Source organism: Pseudomonas sp. GW821-FHT04D07 (genome assembly GCF_059420225.1).
Genome location: NZ_JBWKTH010000001.1, coordinates 66,746 through 91,968, shown reverse-complemented (window position 1 = coordinate 91,968; position 25,223 = coordinate 66,746). Strand labels below are relative to the sequence as shown.

General features: G+C 62.5%; 24 protein-coding genes. 8 read left to right on the top strand and 16 right to left on the bottom strand.

The features are described from left to right. Positions 1-9: 9 nt before the first annotated feature. The 11 genes from AC07T0_RS00395 to ffh form a co-directional block, all read right to left on the bottom strand. Positions 10-1,275, bottom strand: coding sequence for an EAL domain-containing response regulator (locus AC07T0_RS00395; RefSeq protein WP_494999339.1), 1,266 nt, complete (start codon positions 1,273-1,275; stop codon positions 10-12). 88 nt (positions 1,276-1,363) lie between these two features. Continuing rightward, positions 1,364-4,894: an ATP-binding protein gene (locus AC07T0_RS00390; protein ID WP_494999869.1), complete on the bottom strand. Its 3,531-nt coding sequence runs from the start codon at positions 4,892-4,894 to the stop codon at positions 1,364-1,366. 203 nt (positions 4,895-5,097) lie between these two features. Continuing rightward, the gene (thrC, locus tag AC07T0_RS00385) at positions 5,098-6,507 is read right to left on the bottom strand and encodes a threonine synthase (protein WP_494999338.1); all 1,410 of its coding nucleotides are present in this window, start codon (positions 6,505-6,507) and stop codon (positions 5,098-5,100) included. A 31-nt stretch (positions 6,508-6,538) separates the two neighbouring features. Next, positions 6,539-7,843 (bottom strand): homoserine dehydrogenase, encoded by a 1,305-nt coding sequence (locus tag AC07T0_RS00380; RefSeq protein WP_494999337.1) that lies wholly within the window; start codon positions 7,841-7,843, stop codon positions 6,539-6,541. Positions 7,844-7,981: 138 nt separating this feature from the next. After that, entirely contained in the window at positions 7,982-8,713 is a 732-nt protein-coding gene (locus AC07T0_RS00375; protein ID WP_248794698.1) for a DsbC family protein, read from the bottom strand. A 132-nt stretch (positions 8,714-8,845) separates the two neighbouring features. Beyond that, entirely contained in the window at positions 8,846-9,742 is an 897-nt protein-coding gene (xerD, locus tag AC07T0_RS00370; RefSeq protein WP_494999336.1) for a site-specific tyrosine recombinase XerD, read from the bottom strand. Between the two features lie 228 nt (positions 9,743-9,970). After that, on the bottom strand, positions 9,971-10,321 hold the full coding sequence (gene rplS, locus AC07T0_RS00365; protein ID WP_191485515.1) for a 50S ribosomal protein L19: 351 nt from the start codon (positions 10,319-10,321) through the stop codon (positions 9,971-9,973). Positions 10,322-10,366: 45 nt separating this feature from the next. Continuing rightward, the gene (gene trmD / locus AC07T0_RS00360; RefSeq protein WP_494999335.1) at positions 10,367-11,134 is read right to left on the bottom strand and encodes a tRNA (guanosine(37)-N1)-methyltransferase TrmD; all 768 of its coding nucleotides are present in this window, start codon (positions 11,132-11,134) and stop codon (positions 10,367-10,369) included. Further along, complete coding sequence (gene rimM / locus AC07T0_RS00355; RefSeq protein ID WP_494999334.1) at positions 11,121-11,657, bottom strand: ribosome maturation factor RimM; 537 nt, start codon at positions 11,655-11,657, stop codon at positions 11,121-11,123. Before rimM ends, trmD begins: the two co-directional genes overlap by 14 nt. 5 nt (positions 11,658-11,662) lie before the next feature. Next, positions 11,663-11,914 (bottom strand): 30S ribosomal protein S16, encoded by a 252-nt coding sequence (gene rpsP / locus AC07T0_RS00350; RefSeq protein ID WP_017124058.1) that lies wholly within the window; start codon positions 11,912-11,914, stop codon positions 11,663-11,665. 252 nt (positions 11,915-12,166) lie between these two features. Beyond that, positions 12,167-13,543, bottom strand: coding sequence for a signal recognition particle protein (gene ffh, locus AC07T0_RS00345; protein ID WP_494999333.1), 1,377 nt, complete (start codon positions 13,541-13,543; stop codon positions 12,167-12,169). 197 nt (positions 13,544-13,740) lie between these two features. On the opposite strand from ffh, the gene AC07T0_RS00340 reads away from it, so the two are divergent. The 3 genes from AC07T0_RS00340 to AC07T0_RS00330 all read left to right on the top strand — a co-directional run bounded on the left by AC07T0_RS00340 (position 13,741) and on the right by AC07T0_RS00330 (position 17,478). Beyond that, positions 13,741-14,553: a cytochrome C assembly family protein gene (locus AC07T0_RS00340; RefSeq protein WP_494999332.1), complete on the top strand. Its 813-nt coding sequence runs from the start codon at positions 13,741-13,743 to the stop codon at positions 14,551-14,553. 15 nt (positions 14,554-14,568) lie between these two features. Then, positions 14,569-15,813, top strand: coding sequence for a transporter associated domain-containing protein (locus tag AC07T0_RS00335; RefSeq protein WP_494999331.1), 1,245 nt, complete (start codon positions 14,569-14,571; stop codon positions 15,811-15,813). 348 nt (positions 15,814-16,161) lie between these two features. Next, positions 16,162-17,478 (top strand): MFS transporter, encoded by a 1,317-nt coding sequence (locus tag AC07T0_RS00330; protein ID WP_494999330.1) that lies wholly within the window; start codon positions 16,162-16,164, stop codon positions 17,476-17,478. Positions 17,479-17,570: 92 nt separating this feature from the next. On the opposite strand, the gene purT is transcribed toward AC07T0_RS00330, so the two are convergent. The 5 genes from purT to AC07T0_RS00305 all read right to left on the bottom strand — a co-directional run bounded on the left by purT (position 17,571) and on the right by AC07T0_RS00305 (position 20,945). Then, positions 17,571-18,752, bottom strand: a complete 1,182-nt coding sequence (purT, locus tag AC07T0_RS00325) for a formate-dependent phosphoribosylglycinamide formyltransferase (RefSeq protein WP_494999329.1) — start codon at positions 18,750-18,752, stop codon at positions 17,571-17,573. A 116-nt stretch (positions 18,753-18,868) separates the two neighbouring features. Then, on the bottom strand, positions 18,869-19,336 hold the full coding sequence (locus AC07T0_RS00320; protein WP_494999328.1) for a VUT family protein: 468 nt from the start codon (positions 19,334-19,336) through the stop codon (positions 18,869-18,871). Between the two features lie 232 nt (positions 19,337-19,568). Continuing rightward, positions 19,569-19,784 (bottom strand): DUF1289 domain-containing protein, encoded by a 216-nt coding sequence (locus AC07T0_RS00315; RefSeq protein ID WP_494999327.1) that lies wholly within the window; start codon positions 19,782-19,784, stop codon positions 19,569-19,571. Beyond that, complete coding sequence (locus AC07T0_RS00310) at positions 19,781-20,305, bottom strand: gamma carbonic anhydrase family protein (protein ID WP_494999326.1); 525 nt, start codon at positions 20,303-20,305, stop codon at positions 19,781-19,783. The genes AC07T0_RS00315 and AC07T0_RS00310 overlap by 4 nt, the downstream gene beginning before the upstream one ends. A 40-nt stretch (positions 20,306-20,345) precedes the next feature. After that, positions 20,346-20,945 (bottom strand): CoA pyrophosphatase, encoded by a 600-nt coding sequence (locus AC07T0_RS00305; RefSeq protein WP_494999325.1) that lies wholly within the window; start codon positions 20,943-20,945, stop codon positions 20,346-20,348. A 146-nt stretch (positions 20,946-21,091) separates the two neighbouring features. On the opposite strand from AC07T0_RS00305, the gene AC07T0_RS00300 reads away from it, so the two are divergent. The 5 genes from AC07T0_RS00300 (at position 21,092) to AC07T0_RS00280 (ending at position 25,219) form a co-directional block, all read left to right on the top strand. Continuing rightward, positions 21,092-21,646, top strand: a complete 555-nt coding sequence (locus AC07T0_RS00300) for an NUDIX hydrolase (RefSeq protein ID WP_494999324.1) — start codon at positions 21,092-21,094, stop codon at positions 21,644-21,646. Between the two features lie 34 nt (positions 21,647-21,680). Next, complete coding sequence (locus tag AC07T0_RS00295; protein WP_494999323.1) at positions 21,681-22,184, top strand: L,D-transpeptidase family protein; 504 nt, start codon at positions 21,681-21,683, stop codon at positions 22,182-22,184. A gap of 174 nt (positions 22,185-22,358) precedes the next feature. Then, a complete protein-coding gene (locus AC07T0_RS00290; RefSeq protein WP_494999322.1) occupies positions 22,359-23,090 on the top strand; it encodes a GntR family transcriptional regulator in 732 nt (243 codons plus the stop codon). 19 nt (positions 23,091-23,109) lie between these two features. Continuing rightward, positions 23,110-24,216, top strand: coding sequence for an N-acetylglucosamine-6-phosphate deacetylase (gene nagA, locus AC07T0_RS00285; RefSeq protein WP_494999321.1), 1,107 nt, complete (start codon positions 23,110-23,112; stop codon positions 24,214-24,216). After that, a complete protein-coding gene (locus AC07T0_RS00280; RefSeq protein ID WP_494999320.1) occupies positions 24,197-25,219 on the top strand; it encodes an SIS domain-containing protein in 1,023 nt (340 codons plus the stop codon). Before nagA ends, AC07T0_RS00280 begins: the two co-directional genes overlap by 20 nt. Positions 25,220-25,223: the final 4 nt, after the last annotated feature.

Genomic DNA, 25,223 nt, shown 5'->3' with positions numbered 1-25,223 from the left:
CGCGCAGCGTTAAAGGTTCACGGCATTCATGGCCGCGTATTGCAAAGTCCCGGACAACGGGTGAACCGGGCCGAACCCCGCCACTTCCAGCCAGGACAACAGTTCGGCGCGACTCATGACCGGTGCGACGAAGTCCCCCTGGATCAACGAGTCGCCCAGGGCCATGGCCGCCTGGTAGTCGTTTTCGCTTGCAACCCCGCTGAGGACCACCTGCAAATGCATGCCCCGCGCCATGCGCAAGACGCCGGCGACGATCGCCGACTTGCGCGGATCCGCCGCCATGCCGACGACGAAGGGCGAACCGATCTTCAGCTCGGTGAAGGGTAATTCGAGCAGGCGCTGAAGGCTGCCGCCGCCCGCGCCGAAATCACCGACGGACAATTGGCAACCGAGCATGCGCACTCTCAACAAGCCTTCGGTCAACGCGCTGGCACTGTTGGCTTCGGCGCTTTCCAGCAGGTCGAGGGTCAGTCGCTCGGGCGGCAACTCGAAGCGCTCCAGCAAGGCTCTGAGCCGATCGCCGAAGTCCGCTTGTTCCAACAGACTCCCCGGAATGCTCACGGCAACCGGCAAGGCTTCATCGGTGGCAAAGCGCACCTCGGCCGACAGGCTCACCGCCTGTTCCAGCACCTGCCAGATCAGCGTCTGCGCCAGCCCGGCGTATTCGAGCACCGGCATGAAACTGCTGGGCAGCAACAAGCCCTGTTGCGGGTGCTGCCAACGCACCAGCACCTCGACCCCGACGACTCGACCGTCATGGCTCAGCCTCGGTTGAAAGTGCGCGGTACAGTATTTTTCGATGGCCGAGCCCCCGGCACAAGCCTGCAGTTCGTGCAGCGACAACAGCTCGCAGACCTGGGCCAGCGGCAGGCCAGGGCGCTGCCGGGCGAAACGTTGCTGGTAGCTCGCCAGCAAATCCGCCAGCGCCGCGGCCGACGTCGGCTTGCGCAGACAGCCGAGGACATGCAGCCCCTGCTGGCGCGCCATGTGCGCGGCGCCCTCGAGCACCTCCTGCTCGGCACTGCTGAGAATGATCAGGGCCTGAGCCTCCTGCCCCTCGGCCAGGGAGCGAATCAGCTCCAGACCATCGCCCTCCTCCAGCTGCAGGTCGCAGATGGCCACGTCGATAGGGCCACGGTTGGCCAGCGACTGCCGGGCGCTCTCGACATTTTCCGCAGTCAGCACATCAAACACGCCAGTGGCATTGAGCATCTGGTGCAAGGCCATCAGTTGAAAGGAGTTGTCTTCAAGAATCAGGACTTTGAGTGCACGCATCGAGGGTCTCCGCAAAATGAGGCGGCCAGGGTCCGCAATGACCCTCGACTTTAATCAACCGCCCCAGCCGGGCCCCATAGGACAAGTCCTAAAATGTCGGAATATCCACCTGCAGATGCGCTTCGATATCCTCCAGCACCCGTTCGATGACCTGCTTGAGGGCCTGCCAGTCCGCCGCCACCCGTTCCTCGGACTTGAGCCGCACGCAGCTGTCCAGGTCGGCGCAGGCACGCGCCAGGGCAATGGCATCGATCAGGCAGGCGATCCCCTTGAGCCGATGGACCGCCACCGCCAAACCTTCCCAGTGGCCCAAGCCGACCGCGACTTCCAGCGCCCCACGCTCCTGTTCGAGGTTCTTGCGCAACTCCAGCAACATACGCCGCATGACCTCGGCATTGGCACAGGTCATGGCGCTCAGGGCCTGAATATCGAAGGAGCGCTCGGGCCCGATGCGCGCCAGCAGTTGCGCCAGCTCGTCCAGCGAGACCGGCTTGACCAGCAGTTCGGTCATGCCCGCCTGCCGGCAGCGCTGGCGTTCATCACTCATGGCATTGGCCGTGCAACCGACCACCGGGCACGGCGGACGCTGTTCCTCGGCCTCGACCCGGCGTATCGCCTCGGCCAGCGCATAACCACTCATGTCCGGCATATTGCAATCGGTAATCACCAGGTCGAACGGCTCCCGCGCCAAGGCTTGCAACGCCGCCTCGCCACTCTGGCAGGCGACCACCTGCTGACCGAGAAAGCGCAACTGCTGGTTGAGCACCAGGCAGTTGGCGGACAGGTCGTCGACAATCAACACCTTGAGCGACGCCAGCCGAGGCCTGCGATCCTCCGCGGCGGCCGGTATGGCCTGGGCCGGGACCGATGCCACCGGCTTGAGCGCCAGCTCGATACGCACCCGGGTACCTTCTCCCGGCTGGCTCAGCAAGGCGATACTGCCGCCCATCAACTCCACCAGTTGCTTGCAGATACTCAAGCCCAGGCCGGTGCCGCCATATTCTTCATCGGCCTGACCGCGGATCTGGACAAAGGGGGCGAAGAGCGTCTGTTGCTGTTCGAGGCCAATCCCCTTGCCGCTGTCTTCGATGCTGACGCACAGGGTTTCCAGGTCCGCGGTGCACAACAGGCGGCGCACCTGAATACGGACAAAGCCTTCGGCGGTGAACTTCAGCGCATTACCGATCAGGTTGTTCAACACTTGACGCAAACGCAGCGGATCGAACCAGTAATCACCCGCCAGCCCCGGCTCCATCTCCAGGCTCAGTTCGACACCCTTGCCCCGCGCCGCGGCCTCGAACAGTTGCCGCACGCTTTCCAGCAGCGCGACCAGGGAGCCGGCGCGCAACGCCAGGTGCATGCCACCGGCCTCGATCTTGGCCAGATCGAGGCTATCGCCGATCAAGGCGGTCAGTTCCTGCGCCGATTGATACGCCACCTGCAGCGCCTGGGAGAGTTCCCGCCCATTGATGCGGGCTTGCTCGCGTTCGAGTTCGAGCAGGCCGATGATGGCCACCATCGGGGTGCGAATCTCGTGACTCATGGTCGCCAGGAACGCACTCTTGGCCTGGTTGGCCTGCTCCGCCTGCTGGCGCGCCTCCATCAACTGGGCCTCGAGCTGCTTGCGTTCGGTAATGTCGATCCAGCCGCCGAGCAGCCCTTGCAACTGCGCTTCCGCCGAGTAGAACGGCACCATCCACTGGTAGATGTCGATCCGACCACTGGCAAAGTCGAGCTGGCGGTCCTGGAACAGCGGTTGCTGGGTTTCGAACAACTGGATGAACTCGCCGTGCAGTTGCTCGGCGGTGGCCAGGGGCAAGATGTCCACTTCGGTAATCCGCCGGCCCTGGACTTGCTCCAGCGTGGTAGAAAAGCGCTCCTCGTAGCTGCGATTGCAGGTCATCAGGCGACCGTCCAGGTCGCGCACGAAAATCGGATTGGGGATACCGTCCAGCAAGGCCCTCTGGAAAGCAAGCTGATCGCTGAGTTCCTGTTCGGCTCGACGGCGCTGGCGAATCTGGATATTCAACCGGCGGTTCCAGGCCAGGGACACGCCGCCCAGCAGGATCATCACCGCCGCCAAACCGTAGACCCAGCGCGGCACCCGCTCCCAGACCGGGCGCATCGGCGCCAGGCCGATCGCGCCGTGCCATTTGATGCGCAACGCCCGCAGTTCGGCCACGGGGAACGCCTCCAGCGCCTTGTTCAGGATACTGAGCAGCTCCGGGTCGGTCTTGACCACCGAGAAACTGTCAGCCGACCAGAGGCCCTCGACACTGCGCCCGACCTTCAGCCGCCCGGGCGGATACAGATAGGCCCGCGTATCGCTCTGGATGGTCGCGGTCGCTTCACCGCGCTCGACCATCGCCCGGGCCTCCTCGGGGGTCTTGACCGTGCGCAGGTCAATCTCCGGATACCCCCTGCGGATCATCGGTTCCAAGGCGTGTTTCTCCGGCAGCACCAGCACCCGCCCGGACAGCTGCGAGAACGAGCCGAGGGGCGAGTCGTGCACACGCACCACAAACACCCAGGCGCTGCCACCAAAGGCATAGGTGAAATTCAGGAAGGCCTTGCGCTCGACACTCTCGGCCAGCGTGGTGCTCATCAGCGCCTTGCCGTCGTGAAGCAGGTTGACACTCTCGGCGGTGGAGGCAGTCTCCTTGTACTCGAACTGCAGGCCGGTCATGCGCGAAATACGTGACAGCAGGTCCGGATTGAGACCGACCCAACGGTTGTGGCCATCCTTGTAGATATGCGGCGGATACGGCTGGGCCACCACCGTGACCTTTGGGTTGCGGTCGATCCAGGCCAGTTCCGCAGTGGTGAGGCTGATGCGTTGCTGGGCGATGTCCGAGCCGAAGCCGGTGGTCCAGCGGGCGAGGATCTCCCGTCGGGTGGCGTTGTCGGTGTGCTCCAGGACCCGCTCCACCAGGCCGCTGAGCACGTGATCGGACTGGCGCGTGGCAAAGGCGAAGCCAATCGGCGGCAAGTCGCTCTTGTCCTTGATATGCACGCCCATGTAAGGCCGCAGGCTCTTGTAGGCGCGGACAATCACCTCATTGCCGATAAAGGCCTCGACCTCGCCCTGGGACAACGCCTCCAGGGCACTGTAGAGGGTCGGGGCAAGGATGATCTCGCTCTGCGGGTAAGTGGCATGCACCACCTGGGCATCGGCGTAGCCATCGAGCAGCACCACCTTCTTGCCGTTGAGATCGTGAAGACCGTGAGCGCCGGCGCGGCCGACGATCACCGAACGGTCCGGCATGTAGTCGCTGGAGAAGCTCAGCCCGGGCACACCGCGCTCGTAGCCGTTGGCACTGGTGAGAATATCGATCTGCCCGCTGCGCAGGGCCTCGACCGCCTGGTCGCGCTCGCCGAAGCCGAGCACCTGGACCTGCACCCCCAGGCGATCGCGGATCAGCCCGACGTAATCGGCACTGATGCCCTGGTAGCGGTTGCGGTCGTTGGTGATATCGACGGGTTCATAGTCGGCGACCGAGATCCCCACCCGCAAGGTCCGTTCGGGCCCCAGCCATTGCTCCTCCTCCGGGCTCAGGGGCAGGCGGCCGACCTCGACGAACGAGGGCGGCAGGCTGAACGGCAGGCCCTGGGCCGCCATCGCGCTGACGGGCAGGCACAGCAGCAGCCACCAGCACAGCCTGGCCAGAACGGATTGTATGGATCGAGCCAAAAACGCCATGACGAACTACCTGCCCCCTTCGGTCCATTTCAGGAAATGGCAAAAAAACAGGGCAAGTTTGACATGCGAAAACGATAAAGCCCGCCAAGCGGCGGGCTTTAATGTGTGACCTTTCTAGTCTGTCAGAGCGGCTTACCACGGTTGCCATGCTGGCTGACAAAGGCTTGCACGACTTTCAAGTCATTGGCCAAGACGGTGCAACGCTCATCTCGCTCAAACAAATCGGAAAGGTGCGCAGGTAGTTCGAGCGCTTTTCCTACGCCCGCCTTCTCCACTGCCTCAGGGAATTTGACCGGATGCGCGGTTCCGAGGATCACCATCGGGGTGTCCAGGCTGCGTCGGCACTCGCGGGCCGCGCGCACGCCGATGGCGGTGTGCGGATCGAGGACTTCACCGCTCTGGGCGAAGACTTCGGCGATGGTTGCGCAGGTCTGTGCATCGTCCACGGCCAGGGAGTCGAACAGCTTGCGCGCTTCGCTCCAGCGGTCCTGGTCGACACTGAAACCGCCACCTTGCTTGAAGGTGTCCATCAAGCCGGCGATGGCCGCACCGTTGCGCCCGTGCAGGTCGAACAGCAGGCGTTCGAAGTTCGACGAGACCATGATGTCCATGGACGGCGACAGGGTCGCGTGCAGGGTGTCCTTGACGTACTGGTTGCCGCTCATGAAGCGGTGCAGGATGTCGTTGCGATTGGTCGCGACGATCAACTGGCTGATCGGCAGGCCCATGTTGCGCGCCAGGTAGCCGGCGAAGATATCGCCGAAGTTGCCGGTCGGCACCGAGAACGCCACCGAACGGGCCGGGCCGCCCAACTGCAGGGCCGCGTGGAAGTAGTAGACGATCTGGGCCATGATCCGCGCCCAGTTGATCGAGTTCACCGCGACCAGGCGCGTGCCTTTGAGGAAGCTCTGGTCGGCGAAGCTGTTCTTGACCATTTCCTGGCAGTCGTCGAAGTTGCCTTCGACGGCGATGTTGTGGATGTTATCGCCGAACAGGGTGGTCATCTGCCGACGTTGCACCTCGGACACCCGGTTGTGCGGGTGAAGGATAAAGATGTCGACGTTCTCGCAGTGCTTGCAACCTTCGATGGCGGCCGAGCCGGTGTCGCCGGAGGTGGCGCCGACGATCACCACGCGCTCGCCACGTTTGGCCAGCACGTAGTCAAGCAGGCGACCGAGCAGTTGCAGGGCAAAGTCCTTGAACGCCAGGGTCGGGCCGTGGAACAGCTCCAGCACCCATTCGTTACCATTCAGCTGACGCAACGGGGCCACGGCGCCGTGGGAGAAGGCACCGTAGGTTTCCTCGAGAATCTTCTTGAAATCGGCGTCCGGAATGCTGCCGGTGACGAACGGGCGCATGACCCGGAACGCCAGCTCGTGATACGGCAGGCCGGCCCAGGAAGCGATCTCTTCCTGGGTGAAGCGTGGCAGGTTTTCCGGCACGTACAGGCCGCCGTCGCTGGCCAGGCCGGCCAGCAGCACGTCTTCGAAGTTCAGGGCCGGTGCCTGGCCGCGGGTACTGATGTAACGCATGAAGAATTCCTCTCTAATCGGCAGCGCCGGCTTAGTTCAAGTGCTCGACGCGAATCCGCACGACAGGGCCAACCACGCCTTGCAGGGCCTCCAGCGCCGCGATGGCGTCGTTGATATGCTGTTCCCGCACGCGGTGGGTCAGCAGGATCATCGGCACCAGGCCGTCGTGTTCTTCGACTTCCTTCTGCATGATCGATTCGATATTGATGCCGCGTTCCGACAGGATGCTCGCGACCTGGGCCAGCACGCCCGGATGGTCCTTGGCCTGGATGCGCAGGTAGTAGGCGCTTTCACAGTCTTCGATCGGCAGGATCGGGTGGGCCGACAGCGAGTCCGGCTGGAAGGCCAGGTGCGGGACACGGTTTTCCGGATCGCTGGTCATGGCGCGAACCACATCCACCAGGTCGGCGATGACCGACGAAGCCGTTGGCTCCATGCCGGCACCGGCACCGTAGAACAGGGTCGAACCGGAGGCGTCGCCGTTGACCATGACCGCGTTCATCACACCGTTGACGTTGGCGATCAGACGATCGGCCGGGATCAGCGTCGGATGTACCCGCAATTCGATACCGGCGGCGGTGCTACGAGCCACGCCCAGGTGCTTGATGCGATAGCCCAGGGCCTCGGCGTAGTTGACGTCGGCAGTGGTCAGCTTGGTGATGCCTTCGGTGTAGGCCTTGTCGAATTGCAGCGGGATACCGAAAGCAATGGAAGCCAGGATCGTCAGCTTGTGCGCGGCATCGATGCCTTCGACGTCGAAGGTTGGATCGGCTTCGGCGTAACCCAGCGCCTGGGCCTCGGCCAGCACGTCTTCGAAGGTACGGCCCTTCTCGCGCATTTCGGTGAGGATGAAGTTACCGGTGCCGTTGATGATACCGGCGACCCAGTTGATGCGGTTGGCCGAGAGGCCTTCGCGAATCGCCTTGATCACCGGGATACCACCGGCCACCGCGGCTTCGAACGCGACGATCACGCCCTTCTCGCGAGCCTTGGCGAAGATTTCGTTACCGTGCACGGCGATCAGCGCCTTGTTCGCGGTGACCACATGCTTGCCGTTTTCGATGGCCTTGAGCACCAGCTCGCGGGCGACGGTGTAGCCGCCCATCAGCTCGACGACGATATCGATTTCAGGGTTGCTCGCCACTTCGAAAACATCGTGGGTAATCGCAATACCGGTGGTCTGGAACTGAGGCTTTGGCGTACGCATGGCAATTTGCGCCACTTCGATTCCACGCCCGGCACGGCGGGCAATCTCCTCGGCGTTACGCTGAAGTACGTTGAAGGTGCCGCCACCGACGGTACCTAACCCACAGATGCCTACTTTGACCGGTTTCACTCTGAACTCCCCATGAAACGGCCGACACGAGGTCGGCCGTGGAAAACAGCCGCTGGACTGCCAGCGGCTCGCTATTGATGACCCGGGAACCCGTTCCGCGGGCAGTGCTCGTCAAAGGTTGCGCATGACGAGGCTGAATTACTTGGCGGACAGTGCCAGTTTGGCAACTTGTGCCGCCGGCTGGTAGCCCGGAATGACCTGACCATCGGCCAAAACAATGGCCGGCGTACCATTGACCCCAATTGATTGACCGAGGGCGAACTGCTTGGAAACCGGGTTGGCGCACTTGGCGGCCTTGATTTCATCGCCCTCGACCATCTTGTCCATCGCCGCTTTCTTGTCGGTCGAGCACCAGACCGCCTGCAACTGCTCATCGCCCGGCGAGCCAAGGCCCTGGCGCGGGAACGCGACGTAACGCACCTCGATGCCCATCTTGTTCAGCGCCGGCACTTCGGCATGCAGCTTGTGGCAATACGGGCAGGTGGTGTCGGTGAACACGGTGATATGCGACTTGGTTTCGCCAATGGCCGGGTAGACCACGGTCTCCGCCACCGGAATACCGTTGATCAGCTTGGAGACGCCCAGGCGTTCGGTTTTCTCGGTGAGGTTGACCGGCTTGCCGTCCTTGAGCTGGAACAGGTAGCCCTGCATGACGAACTGGCCGTCGGCGCTGGCGTAGAGCACGCGGCTGCCCTTGAGCTTGACTTCATAGAGGCCGGCCAGGGGGCTGGCGCTGATGCTCTCCACCGGGGTTTCCAGCTGGAGGCTTTCGAGGCTCTTGCGAATCGCCTGCTCGGCGGTGTCATCGGCCAAGGCCAGGGAGCTGACCAGAGCGAGGGCAGCGGCGGCGAAAATCTGGGTCAAACGCATGGGAACTCCTGAAGGCGGGCAAAGGGGTCGAAGCGGATACGACCTCTGGGAAACAGATCGGTTTCAAGCGCCCGCTTTGCAAACCAATAGAGCCTATCACATAAGCCCGGCGGGGCCGAACCCCTGTGTGGCTTAGCCGCGCGGGTGGTGTTTGGCGTGCATTTCCTGCAAGCGCGCGCGGGCCACATGGGTGTAGATCTGCGTGGTCGACAGGTCGCTGTGACCGAGCAACATTTGCACCACCCGCAGGTCGGCGCCGTGGTTGAGCAGGTGCGTGGCGAAGGCATGGCGCAAGGTGTGCGGCGACAGCGATTTGCCGATCCCGGCGACCTTGGCCTGGTGCTTGATCCGGTGCCAGAAGGTCTGGCGGGTCATCTGTTCGCCGCGCTGGCTGGGAAACAGCACGTCGCTGGGCCGCCCACCGAGCAGTTCGACACGGGCGTCACGCAGATAACGCTCGACCCAGACAATCGCCTCTTCGCCCATGGGCACCAAGCGCTCCTTGCTGCCCTTGCCCATGACCCGCAACACGCCCTGGCGCAGATTGACCTGTTCCAGGGTCAGGCTGATCAGTTCGGTGACCCGCAGCCCGCAGGCGTAGAGCACTTCGAGCATGGCACGGTCGCGCTGGCCGATGGCTTCGCTCAGGTCCGGGGCGGCCAGCAGCGCTTCCACATCGGCTTCCGACAGGGACTTGGGCAACGGCCGACCCAACTGCGGCATCTCGACCTGCAAGGTCGGGTCGACGGCAATCAGCCTTTCCCGCAACAGGTAACGATAGAAGCCTCGCACGCCAGAGAGAAAGCGCGCGGTGGAGCGCGGCTTGTAGGCCTGTTCCAGACGCCAGGCCAGGTGATCGAGGATCAGCTCGCGGCCAGCCTTGTCCAGCTCCAGGCCTTTTTCCTGCAACCAGCCGTTGAACAGCGCCAGGTCGCTGCGATAAGCGTCCCGGGTATTGTCGGACAGACCTTTTTCCAGCCACAGGGCGTCGAGAAACTGGTCGATAAGCGGGTGATCGATGGCGGGCATAAGGGCTCGAAAAACAAAAGGCGATAAGCAGATGAACATTGTAGGAGCTAGCTCGCCGGCGATGGCGTCCGGGCAAGCGCTGCAAGGCTCAAGGGCCTCTCGCTGGCAAGCCAGCTCCTACAGGGTGTTCATTGCAACCCGACTGTGACAGCGGCAAACGGCTTTTTCAAAACCCGGAATGCAAAAAAGCAGCCCGGAGGCTGCTTTTTTCTGCATCGGAAGCTGGACTTAAACCAGTTTTTCCTTGATGCGAGCGGCTTTACCCGACAGGTCGCGCAGGTAGTACAGCTTGGCCTTACGTACATCACCGCGACGCTTGACAGCCATGCTGTCGATTTGCGGGCTGTAGGTCTGGAAAGTACGCTCTACGCCAACACCGTTGGAGATTTTACGTACGGTGAACGCGCTGTTCACACCGCGGTTACGCTTGGCAATTACCACGCCTTCGAACGCTTGCAGACGCGAACGGTCGCCTTCCTTCACTTTCACCTGAACGACAATGGTGTCGCCCGGGGCAAAGGTAGGGATCTCTTTGGTCATCTGCTCGGCTTCGAGTTGCAGAATGATTTTGTTAGTCATGCTGTGCTCCTAAGGTAAATCGTTCGATCTACCATCGATACGTTGTTAACTATCGTCCCGCTCGCGGATGTATTCCTCGAGCAGCTTCTTCTCTTCTCCAGAAAGCGAGCGGCTTTCCAGAAGATCGGCGCGTCGTTCCGAGGTCCTGCCAAGGGACTGCTTCAGACGCCAACGCCGGATATGTGCGTGGTTGCCACTGAGCAACACGTCGGGAACACGCTGATCCACATACACCTCCGGACGGGTGTAGTGCGGGCAATCCAGCAAACCATCCGTGAAGGAATCTTCCTCCGCGGAGTCCGCATGCCCTAAAGCTCCGGGCAGCAGCCGTGTAACCGCATCTATCAGGACCATCGCCGGCAGCTCGCCACCGGAAAGAACATAGTCCCCAATCGACCACTCTTCATCGACATGAGCCTCTATAAAGCGCTCGTCAATGCCTTCATAACGACCTGCAATGAGGATTAAGGCTTCCTCGTTCGCCAGGTCGCGTACCGCCAACTGATTCAGTTGCCGGCCTTGGGGCGACAGGTAAATCACCTTCGCCGCCTCCCCTGCTGCTGCCTTGGCCTGAACCAGGGCGTCCTCAAGGGGCTTGATCTTCATCACCATGCCCGGACCACCGCCAAATGGGCGATCATCCACAGTGTGATGACGATCCGTCGTGTAGTCCCGCGGGTTCCAACAGGTCAGCTGCAAGAGCCCCTGTTTCACCGCACGACTGGTGATGCCGTAATCGCTGATGGCGGAAAACATTTCGGGAAACAAACTGATCACTTCTACGCGCAGGCCAGCCAGCTTAGAAGTCCGCATCCCATTCCACCTTCATCTCGCCAGCGGCAAGGTCGACAGCCAACACGCATTGCTCGGTATAGGGCAACAGGCGTTCGCGATCATCCAGGCTGCCCGGGCAAGGCTTGACCACCATGACATCATTCGAGCCAGTCTCCAGCAGGTGATCGATTTTCCCGAACAGTTGTCCGAGGGTGTCGATAACCTTGAGACCTTCCAGCTGGTACCAGTAGTACTCGCCGTCGGTCAGGTCTGGGAACAGGTTGCGCGGCACGCAGATCTCATAACCGGCCAGAAGACGCGCTTCTTCACGATCATCGAGATCCTTGAGCTTTGCGACCAGGAACTTGTCGTTCCCGCGTCCACTGACCAGCTCCACCTGTTTCACGCTACCTTCGCGCCGAAGCGTCCAGGTTTTGTACTCCAACAGGTTTTTAATCGGATCAGTAAAGGAATAAACCTTCACTTCGCCGCGAACGCCATGAACAGAATAGATCTTGCCGATAACGATCAAATCATCGGTAGAAGCCGGCGTCGCGTTCATATTGCTCAGGCCGCAACCTTAGCGTTTTCCTTCAGCAACTGAGCAACACGCTCAGAAGGTTGTGCACCAACGCTCAGCCAGTAGGCTACGCGCTCTTGGTTCACGGACAGACGAACTTCCTGACCACGAGCAACTGGGTTGAAGAAACCCACTTGTTCTTTGTGCGAACCGTCACGAGCGTTGCGGCTGTCGGTTACGGTCAGGTGGTAAAACGGGCGCTTTTTGGAGCCGCCAAGGGCAAGACGGATTGTTAGCATGTGAACATCGTTCCTGTAGTCGGTGCTGCAAATCTAAATGCACAGCGGGCATGGGTGCCCGAAAGGCCGCATATTCTAAGGAATATACGGACTTTTGCAAATGACTTTTTCCGGCGCCCGGCGCCGTGCAATCTGGATTTGCCATAGAGCCGTCGTCAAGACGGCAGGTCAGCTCCCGCTAAACGCGGGTTTACTGGCGATCCCCCGCATCCCTGCGGGGGTAGCGCCGGCCGTCAGGCCGACGCGAATCTTTTACATTTTCGGCATGCCGCCGCCGGGCAACATACCGCCCATGCCGCGCATCATCTTGGCCATACCGCCTTTGGCGGAGAATTTCTTCATCATCTTCTGCATCTGCTTGTGCTGCTTGATCAAGCGTCCGATGTCCTGCACCTGGGTGCCGGAGCCCATGGCGATCCGGCGTTTGCGCGAACCGCTGATCAGCTCAGGGTCGCGGCGCTCGGCCGGGGTCATGGAGTTGATGATCGCTTCCATCTGCTTGAACTGCTTCTCGGCCGCGCCCTGGGCGTTGCCCATCTGCGCCAGGTTGACCCCGCCGATGTTCGGCAGTTTGTCCATCAGGCCACCGAGACCGCCCATGTTCTTCATCTGTTGCAGCTGGTCGCGGAAGTCTTCGAGATCGAAGCCTTTGCCTTTCTTCAGCTTTTTAGCCAGTTTGTCGGCTTTTTCCTTGTCGAGGGTCTGTTCGGCCTTCTCGATCAGGCTGAGCACGTCGCCCATGCCGAGGATGCGCGAGGCGATCCGTTCCGGGTGGAAGGGCTCGAGCGCTTCGCTCTTCTCGCCCATACCGATGAACTTGATCGGCTTGCCGGTGATGGCCCGTACCGACAGTGCGGCACCGCCACGGGCGTCGCCGTCGACCTTGGTCAGGATCACCCCGGTCAGCGGCAGCGCATCGCCAAAGGCCTTGGCGGTGTTGGCGGCGTCCTGGCCGGTCATGGCGTCGACCACGAACAGCGTCTCCACCGGCTTGATCGCCGCGTGCAGTTGCTTGATCTCGGCCATCATCTCGTCGTCGATGTGCAGACGACCAGCGGTGTCGACGATGACCACGTCGATGAATTTGAGGCGCGCTTCCTTGATCGCCGCTTCGGCGATGTCCACCGGCTTCTGGCTGAGATCGGACGGGAAGAAGGTCACGCCGATGTCGCCGGCGAGGGTTTCCAACTGCTTGATCGCCGCCGGACGGTAGACGTCGGCCGACACCACCATCACGGTTTTCTTCTTGCGCTCCTTGAGGAAGCGCGCCAGCTTGCCGACCGTGGTGGTTTTACCCGCCCCCTGCAGACCGGCCATCAGCACCACCGCAGGCGGCACGGCGCTGAGGTTCAGGTCTTCGTTGGCGGCGCCCATCAGGCTTTCGAGCTCGGCCTGGACGATCTTCACGAACGCCTGGCCCGGGGTCAGGCTGCGCGACACTTCGGTGCCGACCGCGCGCTCCTTGACCGAATTGACGAAGTCCTTCACCACCGGCAGGGCGACGTCAGCTTCGAGCAACGCCATGCGCACTTCACGCAGGGTGTCTTTGATATTGTCCTCGGTCAGCTTGGCCTTGCCGGTGACATGGCGCAGCGTCTGCGAGAGACGGTCGGTCAGGTTTTCAAACATGCGCGATCCTTTGAGGCCCTTATGGAGACCGAAGTGATGGCTGCCGGAACAAGGAAAAACAGCGCCTGGCGAGCCTGCGGCGTGGGCAGGTCGCGGATTATAGCGGAGACTGCAAGCGGCCACTAGCGCCACGGTCTTTCGTGGACCGGGGGTTCTATGCCAAACTCAGCGTCTTTCGGGCTTGCCTAACAGGACTTATGCTCCCTTTGTCACCCAGTTTACTGACCAGCCTCGCCGCCGCCTTCATCTACGCCGCTGCGACCCTCTATCAGGGCACCCGCCTGCGCCAAGGCGCCAAGGCGAACAAACGCCTGCTGGTCGGGCTCGGCGTAATCGCCGTGATCGCCCACGCGGTGAGCCTGCTCACCCACCTGATGACCCCGATCGGCCTGGGCCTGGACTTTTTCAACGCCGCCAGCCTGATCGCCGTCGCCGTGATCGCCCTGACCCTGGCGGCCTGCTCGCGCATTCCGGTGGAAAACCTGCTGCTCCTGCTGTTTCCGCTGGGCTTGCTGACGGTGCTGCTGGCACAGTTCGCGCCCTCGGGCACGGTGCAGATCATCGACGAGGAGCCAGGGATCCTGGCGCATATCCTGCTGTCGATCCTGGCCTACGGCATGTTCACCATCGCGGTGTTCCAGGCCCTGCTCCTGTTATTGCAAGACCACCAGCTGAAAAACAAGCACCCCTCCGGGCTGATCCGCAATTTTCCGCCGCTGCAAACCATGGAAAGCCTGTTGTTCGGCTTTCTCTGGGCCGGCTGGAGCCTGCTGTCGCTGTCGTTGATCTCCGGCTGGCTGTTCGTCGAGAACCTGTTCGCCCAGCACCTGGTGCACAAGACTCTGCTGGCCTTCCTGGCCTGGGTGGTGTTCAGCGTGCTGCTGTGGGGGCGCAATCGTCTCGGCTGGCGCGGGCACAAGGCGATCCGCTGGACCCTGGCCGGTTTCTGCCTGCTGATGCTGGCCTATTTCGGCAGCAAGCTGGTCCGCGAATACATCCTGCACATCTGACGGGCCGACAAGACCATGGACAACCTGCCCGCCGGGCCAATGCTCGCCGTATTGGCCCTGCTGATTCTCTGGTCGGCGCTGTTTACCGCCGTTGAAGTCGCCCAGCACCAGCTCGCCGCCCTGCGCCCGGCCTCGCGCTCGGGTGAAAAACCAGCAGCCCGGCTGAAATTCCCCCGCGACAGCCTGATCCTGTGCAATACCCTGTGCCGGGTCGTCGTCGTCATTCTCGGCACCCTGTTGTCGATCCTGCTGTGGGGCCAGCACGGGCCCTGGCGGGCCTGCCTGGGAGCCACGGTGCTGCTACTGGTCTTTGCCGACTACCTGCCGCGCCTGCTCGCCGTCCGTTATCCCGAGCCGATCCTGGCCACCGGCAACGCCTTGCTGGGGATTCCGCTGAAAATCATCTACCCCGCGGCCTGGTTGCTGCACGGTATCGCCCAACTGTTGCTGCGGCCCTTTATCAGCAAGGTCAACGCAGTCAAGCAGAGCGATGAGGACCAGCCACCCCTCGATCCGCAAGACGAACCGGAACACCCACCGCGCAGCCATTCGCTGTCGAGCATCAAGGCGCTGGACAACATCACGGTCAACGACATCCTGGTGCCGCGCAGCGAAGTGGATGGGATCAATCTCGACGATTCCATCGAGGAAATCACCGCACAGTTGCTGAAGAACCGCCGTACCCGCCTGCCGGTGTTCCACAGCGATATCAACCAGGTCGAGGCGGTGATCAATACCCGCCAGATCCTCAATCTGCTGTTCGATGCCAGCCTGACCAAAGCCGCCCTGCTCGCGGCCTGCCACGAGCCGTACTTCGTCCCGGAAAGCACGCCGCTGCAACTGCAACTGCTGAATTTCCACAAGCAGCAGCGGCGCCTGGGCATGGTCGTGGACGAATACGGCGAAGTGCTGGGCATCGTCACCCTGGAAGATATCCTGGAAGAAATCGTCGGCGAATTCGAAAGCGAGCACAGCCTCGACAACCCGCATATCCATCCGCAGGCCGATGGCCGGCTGGTGATCGAAGGTGCCGCGTCAATTCGCGAACTGAACAAGAGCCTGGGCTGGCACCTGCCTTGCGACGGTCCGAAAACCCTCAACGGCCTGGTCACCGAAGCCCTGGAAACCATCCCGGAAAGCGCGGTGTGCCTGAAGATCGGCCGTTACCGCCTGGAAATCCTCGAGACCGAGGACAATCGGGTCAGCCGGGTGCTGGCCTGGCACACCAGCACTACCCCAGCGACGACTCCGCCCCTCTAACGAAAGCGCCGCATAACCCTGTGGGAGCCGGCTTGCCGGCGATGAGGCCCTTGAGCCTTGCGTCGCTTTCGAGGACGCCATCGCCAGCAAGCTGGCTCCTACAATATCTCGCCGAACCCACACCAGCGCCGGCCTTCGCTCTTGTTTGATCCGTCAGTGCCTTCCTATAATCGACCCGGCTTACCCAGCCTAGTCGGAACGCTTGCTTACCCGCAATCCTCCCCTCCGGCCCCACACATTGTCACAATCCGACGCTGGTTCGAACCTTGAACCGCGCGGAACCTGCCCTTATCCCTGGGCGTTCAATACTAATAATTCGCACGCGCAAGACTTTCAGGGACGCCCGCAATGACTTCCAGCAGCACCTTTGACACTGCCACGCCAAGCAAACCGCTGAACTCGACCGCACGAGTGGCGACCGCCAGCTTTATCGGCACGGCCATCGAGTTCTACGACTTCTACGTCTATGCCACCGCCGCCGCCCTGGTGATCGGGCCGGTATTTTTCCCGCAGACCGACAGCACCGCGCAGATGCTCTCGGCCTTCCTGACCTTCGGCATCGCCTTCCTCGCCCGCCCGCTGGGCTCGATCCTGTTCGGCCACTTCGGTGACCGTATCGGGCGTAAATCGACGCTGGTCGCTTCGCTGCTGTTGATGGGCGTGTGCACCACACTGATCGGCGTGCTACCCGGCTACGCGACCATTGGCGCCTGGGCGCCGATCCTTTTGTGCCTGCTGCGCTTCGGCCAGGGCCTGGGGCTCGGCGGCGAATGGGGCGGGGCCGCGCTGCTGGCGACCGAAAACGCCCCCGCGGGCAAACGCGCCTGGTTCGGCATGTTTCCGCAACTGGGCCCCTCCATCGGCTTTCTCGCCGCCAACGGCCTGTTCCTGATCCTGGCCATGACCCTGAGCGACGAACAGTTCCGCTCCTGGGGCTGGCGCATTCCGTTCCTGCTCAGCGCCGCGCTGGTGATGGTCGGCCTGTATGTGCGCCTAAAGCTTGAGGAAACGCCGATCTTCGCCAATGCCGTGGCCCGCCAGGAACGGGTAAAAATGCCTCTGGTCGAGCTGTTCAGCCGCTATTGGGCGCCGGTACTGCTCGGCTCGCTGGCGATGGTGGTGTGTTACGCGCTGTTCTATATCTCGGCGGTGTTTTCCCTGAGCTATGGCGTGGCCAACCTCGGTTACAGTCGCGAGACCTTCCTCGGGCTGCTGTGTTTTGCCGTGTTGTTCATGGCCGCGGCCACGCCACTGGCGGCCTGGGCCAGCGACCGCTTCGGGCGCAAGCCGGTGTTGATTTTCGGCGGCGTACTGGCCTTGCTGTCCGGTTTTACCATGGAGCCGTTACTGGGCCATGGCACGACCACGGGCGTCGCGCTGTTCCTGTGCCTGGAGCTGTTTCTGATGGGGATTACTTTCGCACCGATGGGGGCGTTGCTGCCGGAGCTGTTTCCGACCCACGTACGTTATACCGGCGCATCGGCGGCCTATAACCTGGGCGGCATCGTTGGCGCCTCGGCGGCACCGTTCTTTGCCCAGAAACTGGTGGCGCTGGGTGGTTTGAGCTGGGTCGGCGGGTATATATCGGGAGCGGCGGCGTTGAGCCTGATTGCGATTTTCTGCTTGAAGGAGACGCGCTACAACGATTTGAACAAGGTGACCTGACTCCGCTTTGTAGGAGCCAGCTTGCTGGCTCCTACAGTTCGGTGGCGAGCACAAATTGTACGCATGGCACAAATCCGCGCTCGCGGGCGTGATTACAGCTCGACCACAACCGCCTGAGCAGCACGCGTGGCCTTGGCCCGCGCGGCTTCGATCGACTCGTCCCGCGCCAACGCCACACCCATGCGGCGCTGGCCATTGACTTCCGGCTTGCCGAACAGGCGCAAGGCGGTATCCGGCTCGCTCAACGCCGCCCCCAGGTTGGCGAACGCGGTCTGGGTCGACTGCCCTTCCACCAGGATCACCGCCGACGCCGACGGACCAAACTGGCGGATCAACGGGATCGGCAAGCCGAGAATCGCCCGGGCATGCAGCGCGAACTGCGACAGGTCCTGGGAAATCATGGTCACCATGCCGGTGTCATGGGGACGCGGCGAGACTTCGCTGAACCAGACCTGGTCACCCTTGATAAACAACTCGACGCCAAACATGCCGCGCCCACCCAGGGCCTCGGTCACCGCCTTGGCAACCCGCTCCGACTCGGCCAGGGCCAACGGGCTCATGACCTGCGGCTGCCAGGATTCCTGGTAGTCGCCCTTCTCCTGACGGTGGCCGACCGGCGCGCAGAACGTGGTGCCACCAATATGACGAACGGTCAGCAGAGTGATTTCGTAGTCGAAGTCGATGAAGCCCTCGACAATCACCCGACCTTTACCGGCACGCCCGCCTTCCTGGGCGTAGTCCCAGGCCTTCTGCACGTCGTCATCGCTGCGCAGCAGGCTCTGGCCCTTGCCCGAGGAACTCATCACCGGCTTGACCACGCACGGGAAGCCCAGGTCCGAGACGGCCTTGCTGTAGGCCTCGAAGGTATCGGCGAAGTGGTACGGCGAGGTCGGCAACTGCAACTCTTCGGCGGCCAGGCGACGGATGCCTTCACGGTTCATGGTCAGTTGCGCGGCACGGGCGGTCGGCACCACGGTGAAGCCTTCAGCTTCCAGTTCCACCAGGGTGGCGGTGGCGATGGCTTCGATTTCCGGGACGATGAAATGCGGTTTCTCGGCTTCGATCACCGCCCGCAGGGCCGCGCCGTCGAGCATATTGATCACGTGGCTGCGATGGGCCACCTGCATCGCCGGCGCATTGGCGTAGCGGTCAACGGCGATCACTTCGACGCCCAGGCGTTGCAGCTCGATGACCACTTCCTTGCCCAGCTCACCACAGCCACAGAGCAATACGCGAGTCGCGGTCGACGACAGTGGAGTTCCGATACGGGTCATTTCAGGTCCTCAAGGAAGCAGATCAACGACGGCGCCTGGACAATCAGACACCTGTCGGGAAGAAAGGCCGGCATTTTACATGAACTGAGCGGGACATGAACCGAACGGGCGTGGCTTCAGCTGGAAAGCGCCGCCTTGCGCATCCGCCAGGCCATGGCCAGCCAGACGCAGGTCACCCCGGCGAATTTCGAACCCAGGGCGGTGAGGATCACCCCCGGGGTCAGCGCGCCGATCAGACCGAAGAAGATAAAAGTGTCCAACGGAATGCTTAGCGCCGAACTTATCCACAGGCGATCGTGCAGCGGGCGCTTGGTGATGCTGAAAACCAGCCAGTCGATGCATTCGGAGACGGCAAAGGCGGTGGCGCTCGCCAGGGCGATGGCCGGTTCGGAAGTGAAGTAGGACAACAGCAGCGCTGCGATCATCGCGACAATCGCGCCGTGGCCGAAGCGGGTCTGCACCATGTCGCGCAGGATAAACACCAACCCGCCCCAGGCTGACCAGATAATGTCCAGGTGCGGCGCGGCGGAGAAGGCGAAGTTGATCAGTACGACGCTGGCGATGTAGGCGAGAAGAAAAAGCATGGGTTGCAGACTACCTTGTCTATGTAGCCGCACAGGGTACTTCAGCAACCGCGCACGGCCAAGCTCAAGCGTTTGTCGGCCAATACCGAAAGGCCTGCCGGGAAACACCTACGACCTCACAAACACCAAAAATCCTTGGAGCTGGCTTGCCAGCGATGAGGCCCTTGAGTCTTGCATCAATTTCAAGGACGCCATCGCTGGCAAGCCAGCGCCTACAAGGTCCGCGTGTATTTCATGAATTCGGTTTGGCGTTCGGTATCCACAGCAAGCCACCGGCCCTGGCCCGCTCATGGCAACGCCCGAGCACCTCGCGGCGCTCGCTGTTGTCCATGCGACTCCAGCGGGTGATCTCCTCCACCGTGCGCTGGCAACCGATGCAGATGTCCTGCTCATCCAGCGCGCAGACACTCACGCAAGGCGAGGCCAGCGGACGTTCGGCACTGCTCATGCTTCGTCGACCGCCAGGTCACGGGCATAACGCTGGGCGTTGTGCACATAGTGAGCGGCACTGGCCTCGAGCATTTTCTTCTGTGCCTCGGTCAACTCGCGGACCACCTTGCCCGGCGAGCCCATCACCAGCGAACCGTCGGGAATTTCCTTGTTCTCGCCGATCAGGGCATTGGCGCCGATGATGCAGTGCTTGCCGATCTTCGCGCCGTTGAGGATCACCGCGTTGATGCCGATCAGGCTGTAGTCGTCCACGGTGCAGCCATGGAGCATGGCGTTATGGCCGATGGTCACCCCGGTACCAATGGTCAGCGCAAAGCCCATGTCGGTGTGCATCACCGTGCCGTCTTGCACATTACTGTTACGGCCGATCAGGATCAGTTCGTTGTCGCCGCGCAACACCGCGTTGAACCAGACACTGGCCCCCTCCTCCAGCCGGACCTTGCCGACCAGGGTCGCATTGGGCGCCACCCAGCTGTGCGGATGCGTCTCGACCCGGGCATCGCCCAGACGGTATTTCATAGGGTTGTCCTCAAGGCTCACGGCCACCTGAACGGTAGCTCTAGATATTGATAAAACGTTCGGGGGGATTGTGCAGGCTGATCCGCGCGTCATACAACAGGTTGACCAGCTCGACGATCATGATCGCCGTCAGCCCCCAGATCTTGTATTCGCCAAAGCGGTAGCTGGGCACGTACCAACTGCGGCCCTGATAGTCGATGCGGTGGGTATGCTCGCGGGGATCCTGGCGGAAAAACTCAAGCGGCACATTGAACACCGCGGCGATCTCGGCGTCGTTGGCCCGATAGTCGACAAAATCCGGCACTACCCCGACATAAGGCGTGACCTTGATTCCGTGCAGCGAGATCAGCGGACTGAGGGGGCCGATGATTTCCACCAGCCCCGGGGCCAGGCCGATTTCCTCTTCGGCTTCGCGCAGGGCGGTGAAGATCAGGTCCGGATCTTCCGGGTCGCGACGCCCGCCGGGAAAGGCCACCTCGCCGCCGTGGGTCGACAGACCGCTGGCGCGCAGGGTCAGCACCAGTTCCGGTTCGTCACTGCGGGTGATGGGCACCAGTACCGCCGCCTCGGGAAAACGACTATCCGTTTCCAGGGGGCGGGGCGTATGGCTGCTTACACGTCGAAGTAACTCGTCCAGCATGGCTGATCTCGATTTGCGGCTTACCCGGCATCATGCACCAAAAGAAGTGGCTGGCCCAAGTCCCGAACGTTGCCATGTCGCGAAAGCACAACTTGCCGACAGACCGCGCCCACGCGAAGATAGACGTATTGCCAAGAGAATCCAGCATGAAGTTCTGTAGCCAATGCGGTAAACCAGTGAGTCAACGCATACCCGAGGGCGACACGCGCCTGCGCTTCGTCTGCGACCACTGCGACACCATTCATTACCAAAACCCCAATATCGTCGCCGGCTGCCTGCCGGTCTGGGGCACCCAGGTCCTGCTCTGCCGGCGCGCCATCGAGCCGCGCCGCGGTTACTGGACCCTGCCCGCCGGTTTTATGGAAAACGGCGAAACCGTGGAACAGGCCGCCCGCCGGGAAACCCTGGAAGAAGCATGCGCGCAGGTGCGCAACCTGAACATCTATACGCTGATCGACGTGCCCCATATCAACCAGGTACACGTGTTCTACCGTGCCGAACTGGTGGACCTGACTTTTGCCGCCGGCGAAGAAAGCCTCGAAGTGCGCCTGTTCGAAGAACACGAGATCCCCTGGTCCGAACTGGCGTTCAGGACCGTCGGACGGACCCTGGAATACTTTTTCGCCGACCGCTCGACCGAGCAGTACCCGGTTCGCAGCGAAGCCGTGCCACCCATGGCGCCACGTAATACCACCCGATAATCAGAAACCCTTCACCCTCAGGGATACCGTTTTAATGCGCTGGTTGTTAGTTGTCTTCTGCCTGTCGTTCGCCACCCTGTCCCAGGCCTCCGCCGCCGACCCGCTGAGCGGCAAAATTATCGACAAGGTCCTTGTCCTCAAGTCCGCCCATCAACTGCAACTGATCAGTGACGGCAAACCGCTGAAGACCTACCGCATTTCCCTGGGGAGAAACCCCAAGGGCCAGAAACTCATCGCCGGCGACCGCCGCACGCCCGAAGGTTTCTATTGGGTGGACTGGCGCAAGACCAGTGACAAATACAACCTGTCGCTGCACCTGTCCTACCCCAATATCAGCGATTCGGTCCGCGCCCGCCGCGAAGGCGTGGACCCCGGCGACATGATCATGATCCACGGCACCCCGGACTCCGAGGACTACCCGGAACAGCTGTTCTACACCCTGGACTGGACCGACGGTTGCGTGGCCATGCGCAATGTCGATATGCGCGAGGTCTGGGGACTGGTCAAGGACGGCACTATGGTGGAAATCCGCCCCTGAGCCGAACCACCCTGATACCACTGCGTCATCCAGCGCCCGTCATGTCCCCCATGACGGGCGTTTTTATTGCACTCGTACGAAACCACTGGCATTGACATGGTATTCAAGTGGTATTACTTTCATCACCACTGTCCGAGTGCAAAACTTCTAACAAACGCACAGGAAAAATCTTACATGAACGACATCCTCGCTCTGCGACCCGACGAGTCCCAGCCGACCCCGCTGTACCTGCAGCTGGCGCGCAACCTGGAAGCGGCGATCCATGCCGGCCAGTGGAAAGCCGAACAGGCACTGCCCTCGGAGCGCAATCTGAGCGAGCTGTTGAGCATTTCCCGGGTGACCGCGCGCAAGGCCCTGGAAGTCCTCCTGGAACAAGGCTTGATCCGTCGCAGCCAGGGCTCCGGAACCTTTATCACCCCACGCCTGGAACAACCACTGTCACGCCTGTCGAGTTTCAGCGAACGGCTGCGGGCCAAGGGTTTTGTCCCCGGCTCGCGCTGGCTGGAGCGCGAGATCGCCCTGCCGAGCCACGAGGAACTGATCCGCCTGGCCTTGTCGCCACGGGACCAGGTCACCCGGCTCAAGCGCCTGCGCACCGCCGACGACACGGTCATGGCCATCGAAATGAGCACCCTGCCCGCCGCCCTGCTGCCGGACCCGGAGGCCGTCGGCGATTCGCTCTACGCCTTCCTCGACAGCATCGGCCGCCCGGTGGTGCGGGCCCTGCAACATATTCGCGCGATCAACGCCTCGGCCGAATTCGCCGCGCTGGTGGGCATCGCGCCCGGCACCGCGATGCTGCTGATGACCCGCGTCGGCTACCTCGAGGACAACACCCCGATCGAGCTGACCGACACCTACTGCCGTAACGATTACTACGACTTCGTCGCCGAACTGCGGCGTTAGCCTGTTCAGAGAGCCTGCCATGTCCGAAGACAACATCCTCACCCCGCAAGGCTGGATTCGCGGTCGCCTGCTGCACCAGCACGGCAAGGTCACGCAGATCGAGGGCACACCTTGCGATCCGCGCGAAAACGACCTGCCATACCTGTTGCCCGGCTTTATCGACCTGCATGTCCATGGCGGCGGCGGCAAGGACATCATGCAGGGCTTTGATGCCTTCGAGACCATCGCCCGTACCCACCTGCGCTTCGGCACCACCTCGCTGCTGGCCACCACCATGACCGCGCCGCCCGAGGAAATCAGCCTGATCCTCGGCCAACTCGGGGTCTATTGCGAACAGCGCCAACCCGGCACCGCCCGGGTCCTCGGTGTGCACCTGGAAGGTCCGTTCATCAACCCCGGCAAGCTGGGCGCACAACCGAACTTCGCCCACACCGCGATCAGCGCCGAAGTCGAAGACTACCTGCGCCTGGCGCCAATCCGGGTCATCACCATCGCCCCGGAAATCGCCGGCCATGCGCCGTTGATCCGTGACCTCAGCTCACGTGGCATCCGCATGCAGATCGGCCATACCCTGGGCAGCTACGAAGAGGGCGTGGCCGCCCTCGAGGCCGGGGCCACCAGCTTCACCCACCTGTATAACGCCATGAGCCCGCTGCATCACCGCGAGCCCGGCATCGTCGGCGCCGCCCTGGCCCACGCCCGCTACGCCGAACTGATCCCCGACCTGCTGCATGTGCACCCCGGCGCCATCCGCGTGGCCCTGCGCTCGATTCCCTGCCTCTATTGCGTCACCGACTCCACGGCGGCGGCCGGCATGCCGGACGGTGAGTACAAGCTCGGAAGCCACACCGTGACCAAATGCCTGGGTGGCGTGCGCCTGGCCGACGGCACCCTGGCCGGCAGCACGTTGACCATGGACCAGGCCCTGCGCAACCTGGTGAAGATCGGCCTGCCGCTGGCCGAAGCCTCGCAGCGCCTGTCGCAGTTCCCCGCCGACTATCTCGGCCTGGCCGAACGCGGACGCCTGCAAGCCGGCAGTTGGGCCGACTGTGTGCGCCTGGACCGTTCACTGACACTGACCTCGATCATGGTCGAAGGAGAAGCCGTTGACTTCCCGAATGCTTGAAGAGGCGCTGTCGGCCCACGAGGCGGTCAGCCGCCAGTTGCAACAGCTCGATGCACGGCTGATAACCCTGGGCGCACGGCTGCGCGAGCAACCGCCGCAGGTGATAATGACCGTCGCCCGCGGCAGCTCCGACCACGCCGCCAGCTACTTCGCCTATATCGCCATGCAGCAGACCGGGGTCCCGGTGGCTTCTTTGCCGATGTCGGTGGTGACCCTGCAACACTCACCGTTACAGGTCAGCGGCCAGGCGGTACTGGCCTTTTCCCAGTCAGGCCAGAGCCCCGACCTGGTGGACAGCCTGCGCCTGCTGCGTGAGCGCGGCGCCTTGACAGTGGCCCTGGTCAACGCCGCGGACTCACCCCTGGAAGCCGCCTGCGAATATGCGATCCCACTGCTGGCCGGGCCGGAACAAAGCGTGGCCGCGACCAAGAGTTTTATCGCCACCCTCAGCGCCAGTGCCCGCCTGCTCGGCCATTGGCGCCAGGACCCGGCCTTGCTCGCGGCCGGAGCGGCCCTGCCGGAAGGTCTGAGACAGGCCGCAACCCGCGATTGGAGCAAGGCCATCGAGACCCTGCGCGATTGCGAACGACTGATGGTGATCGGCCGGGGCGCCGGTTTCGCCATCGCCCAGGAAGCCGCGCTGAAATTCAAGGAAACCTCGGCGATCCAGGCCGAAGCCTTCAGCAGCGCGGAAGTCCGCCACGGTCCCATGGCCCTGATCGACGCGGGCTATCCGCTGCTGGTCTTCGCCCCACGCGGTGCCGAACAAGCCGGGCTGCTCAAGCTCGCCGCCGAGATGCGCCAGCGCGGCGCCCGGGTGCTGCTGGCGGCGCCGCCGGACGTGGCCGAACGCGACCTGGACCTGTGCTGCGCCGAGCACCCGGCCCTCGATCCGATCCTGGCAATCCAGAGTTTCTACGTGATGGCCGCCCACCTGGCCGTGGCCCGTGGCATGGACCCCGACCAACCGCGCCACCTGAGCAAAGTCACCCGTACCCACTGACGAG

Coding starts and splice junctions, on each gene's coding strand:
- AC07T0_RS00320 (WP_494999328.1), bottom strand. CDS start 19,336: ATGCTTTTTCTTCTCGCCTACATCGCCAGCGTCGTACTGATCAACTTC.
- AC07T0_RS00300 (WP_494999324.1), top strand. CDS start 21,092: ATGAAGTTCTGTAGCCAATGCGGTAAACCAGTGAGTCAACGCATACCC.
- AC07T0_RS00290 (WP_494999322.1), top strand. CDS start 22,359: ATGAACGACATCCTCGCTCTGCGACCCGACGAGTCCCAGCCGACCCCG.
- AC07T0_RS00330 (WP_494999330.1), top strand. CDS start 16,162: ATGACTTCCAGCAGCACCTTTGACACTGCCACGCCAAGCAAACCGCTG.
- AC07T0_RS00375 (WP_248794698.1), bottom strand. CDS start 8,713: ATGCGTTTGACCCAGATTTTCGCCGCCGCTGCCCTCGCTCTGGTCAGC.
- rimM (WP_494999334.1), bottom strand. CDS start 11,657: ATGAACGCGACGCCGGCTTCTACCGATGATTTGATCGTTATCGGCAAG.
- rpsP (WP_017124058.1), bottom strand. CDS start 11,914: ATGCTAACAATCCGTCTTGCCCTTGGCGGCTCCAAAAAGCGCCCGTTT.
- AC07T0_RS00315 (WP_494999327.1), bottom strand. CDS start 19,784: ATGAGCAGTGCCGAACGTCCGCTGGCCTCGCCTTGCGTGAGTGTCTGC.
- rplS (WP_191485515.1), bottom strand. CDS start 10,321: ATGACTAACAAAATCATTCTGCAACTCGAAGCCGAGCAGATGACCAAA.
- purT (WP_494999329.1), bottom strand. CDS start 18,752: ATGACCCGTATCGGAACTCCACTGTCGTCGACCGCGACTCGCGTATTG.
- AC07T0_RS00295 (WP_494999323.1), top strand. CDS start 21,681: ATGCGCTGGTTGTTAGTTGTCTTCTGCCTGTCGTTCGCCACCCTGTCC.
- AC07T0_RS00395 (WP_494999339.1), bottom strand. CDS start 1,275: ATGCGTGCACTCAAAGTCCTGATTCTTGAAGACAACTCCTTTCAACTG.
- AC07T0_RS00335 (WP_494999331.1), top strand. CDS start 14,569: ATGGACAACCTGCCCGCCGGGCCAATGCTCGCCGTATTGGCCCTGCTG.
- ffh (WP_494999333.1), bottom strand. CDS start 13,543: ATGTTTGAAAACCTGACCGACCGTCTCTCGCAGACGCTGCGCCATGTC.
- AC07T0_RS00340 (WP_494999332.1), top strand. CDS start 13,741: ATGCTCCCTTTGTCACCCAGTTTACTGACCAGCCTCGCCGCCGCCTTC.
- AC07T0_RS00305 (WP_494999325.1), bottom strand. CDS start 20,945: ATGCTGGACGAGTTACTTCGACGTGTAAGCAGCCATACGCCCCGCCCC.
- thrC (WP_494999338.1), bottom strand. CDS start 6,507: ATGCGTTACATCAGTACCCGCGGCCAGGCACCGGCCCTGAACTTCGAA.
- AC07T0_RS00390 (WP_494999869.1), bottom strand. CDS start 4,894: ATGGCGGCCCAGGGCCTGCCGTTCAGCCTGCCGCCCTCGTTCGTCGAG.
- trmD (WP_494999335.1), bottom strand. CDS start 11,134: ATGCGGACTTCTAAGCTGGCTGGCCTGCGCGTAGAAGTGATCAGTTTG.
- nagA (WP_494999321.1), top strand. CDS start 23,110: ATGTCCGAAGACAACATCCTCACCCCGCAAGGCTGGATTCGCGGTCGC.
- AC07T0_RS00310 (WP_494999326.1), bottom strand. CDS start 20,305: ATGAAATACCGTCTGGGCGATGCCCGGGTCGAGACGCATCCGCACAGC.
- xerD (WP_494999336.1), bottom strand. CDS start 9,742: ATGCCCGCCATCGATCACCCGCTTATCGACCAGTTTCTCGACGCCCTG.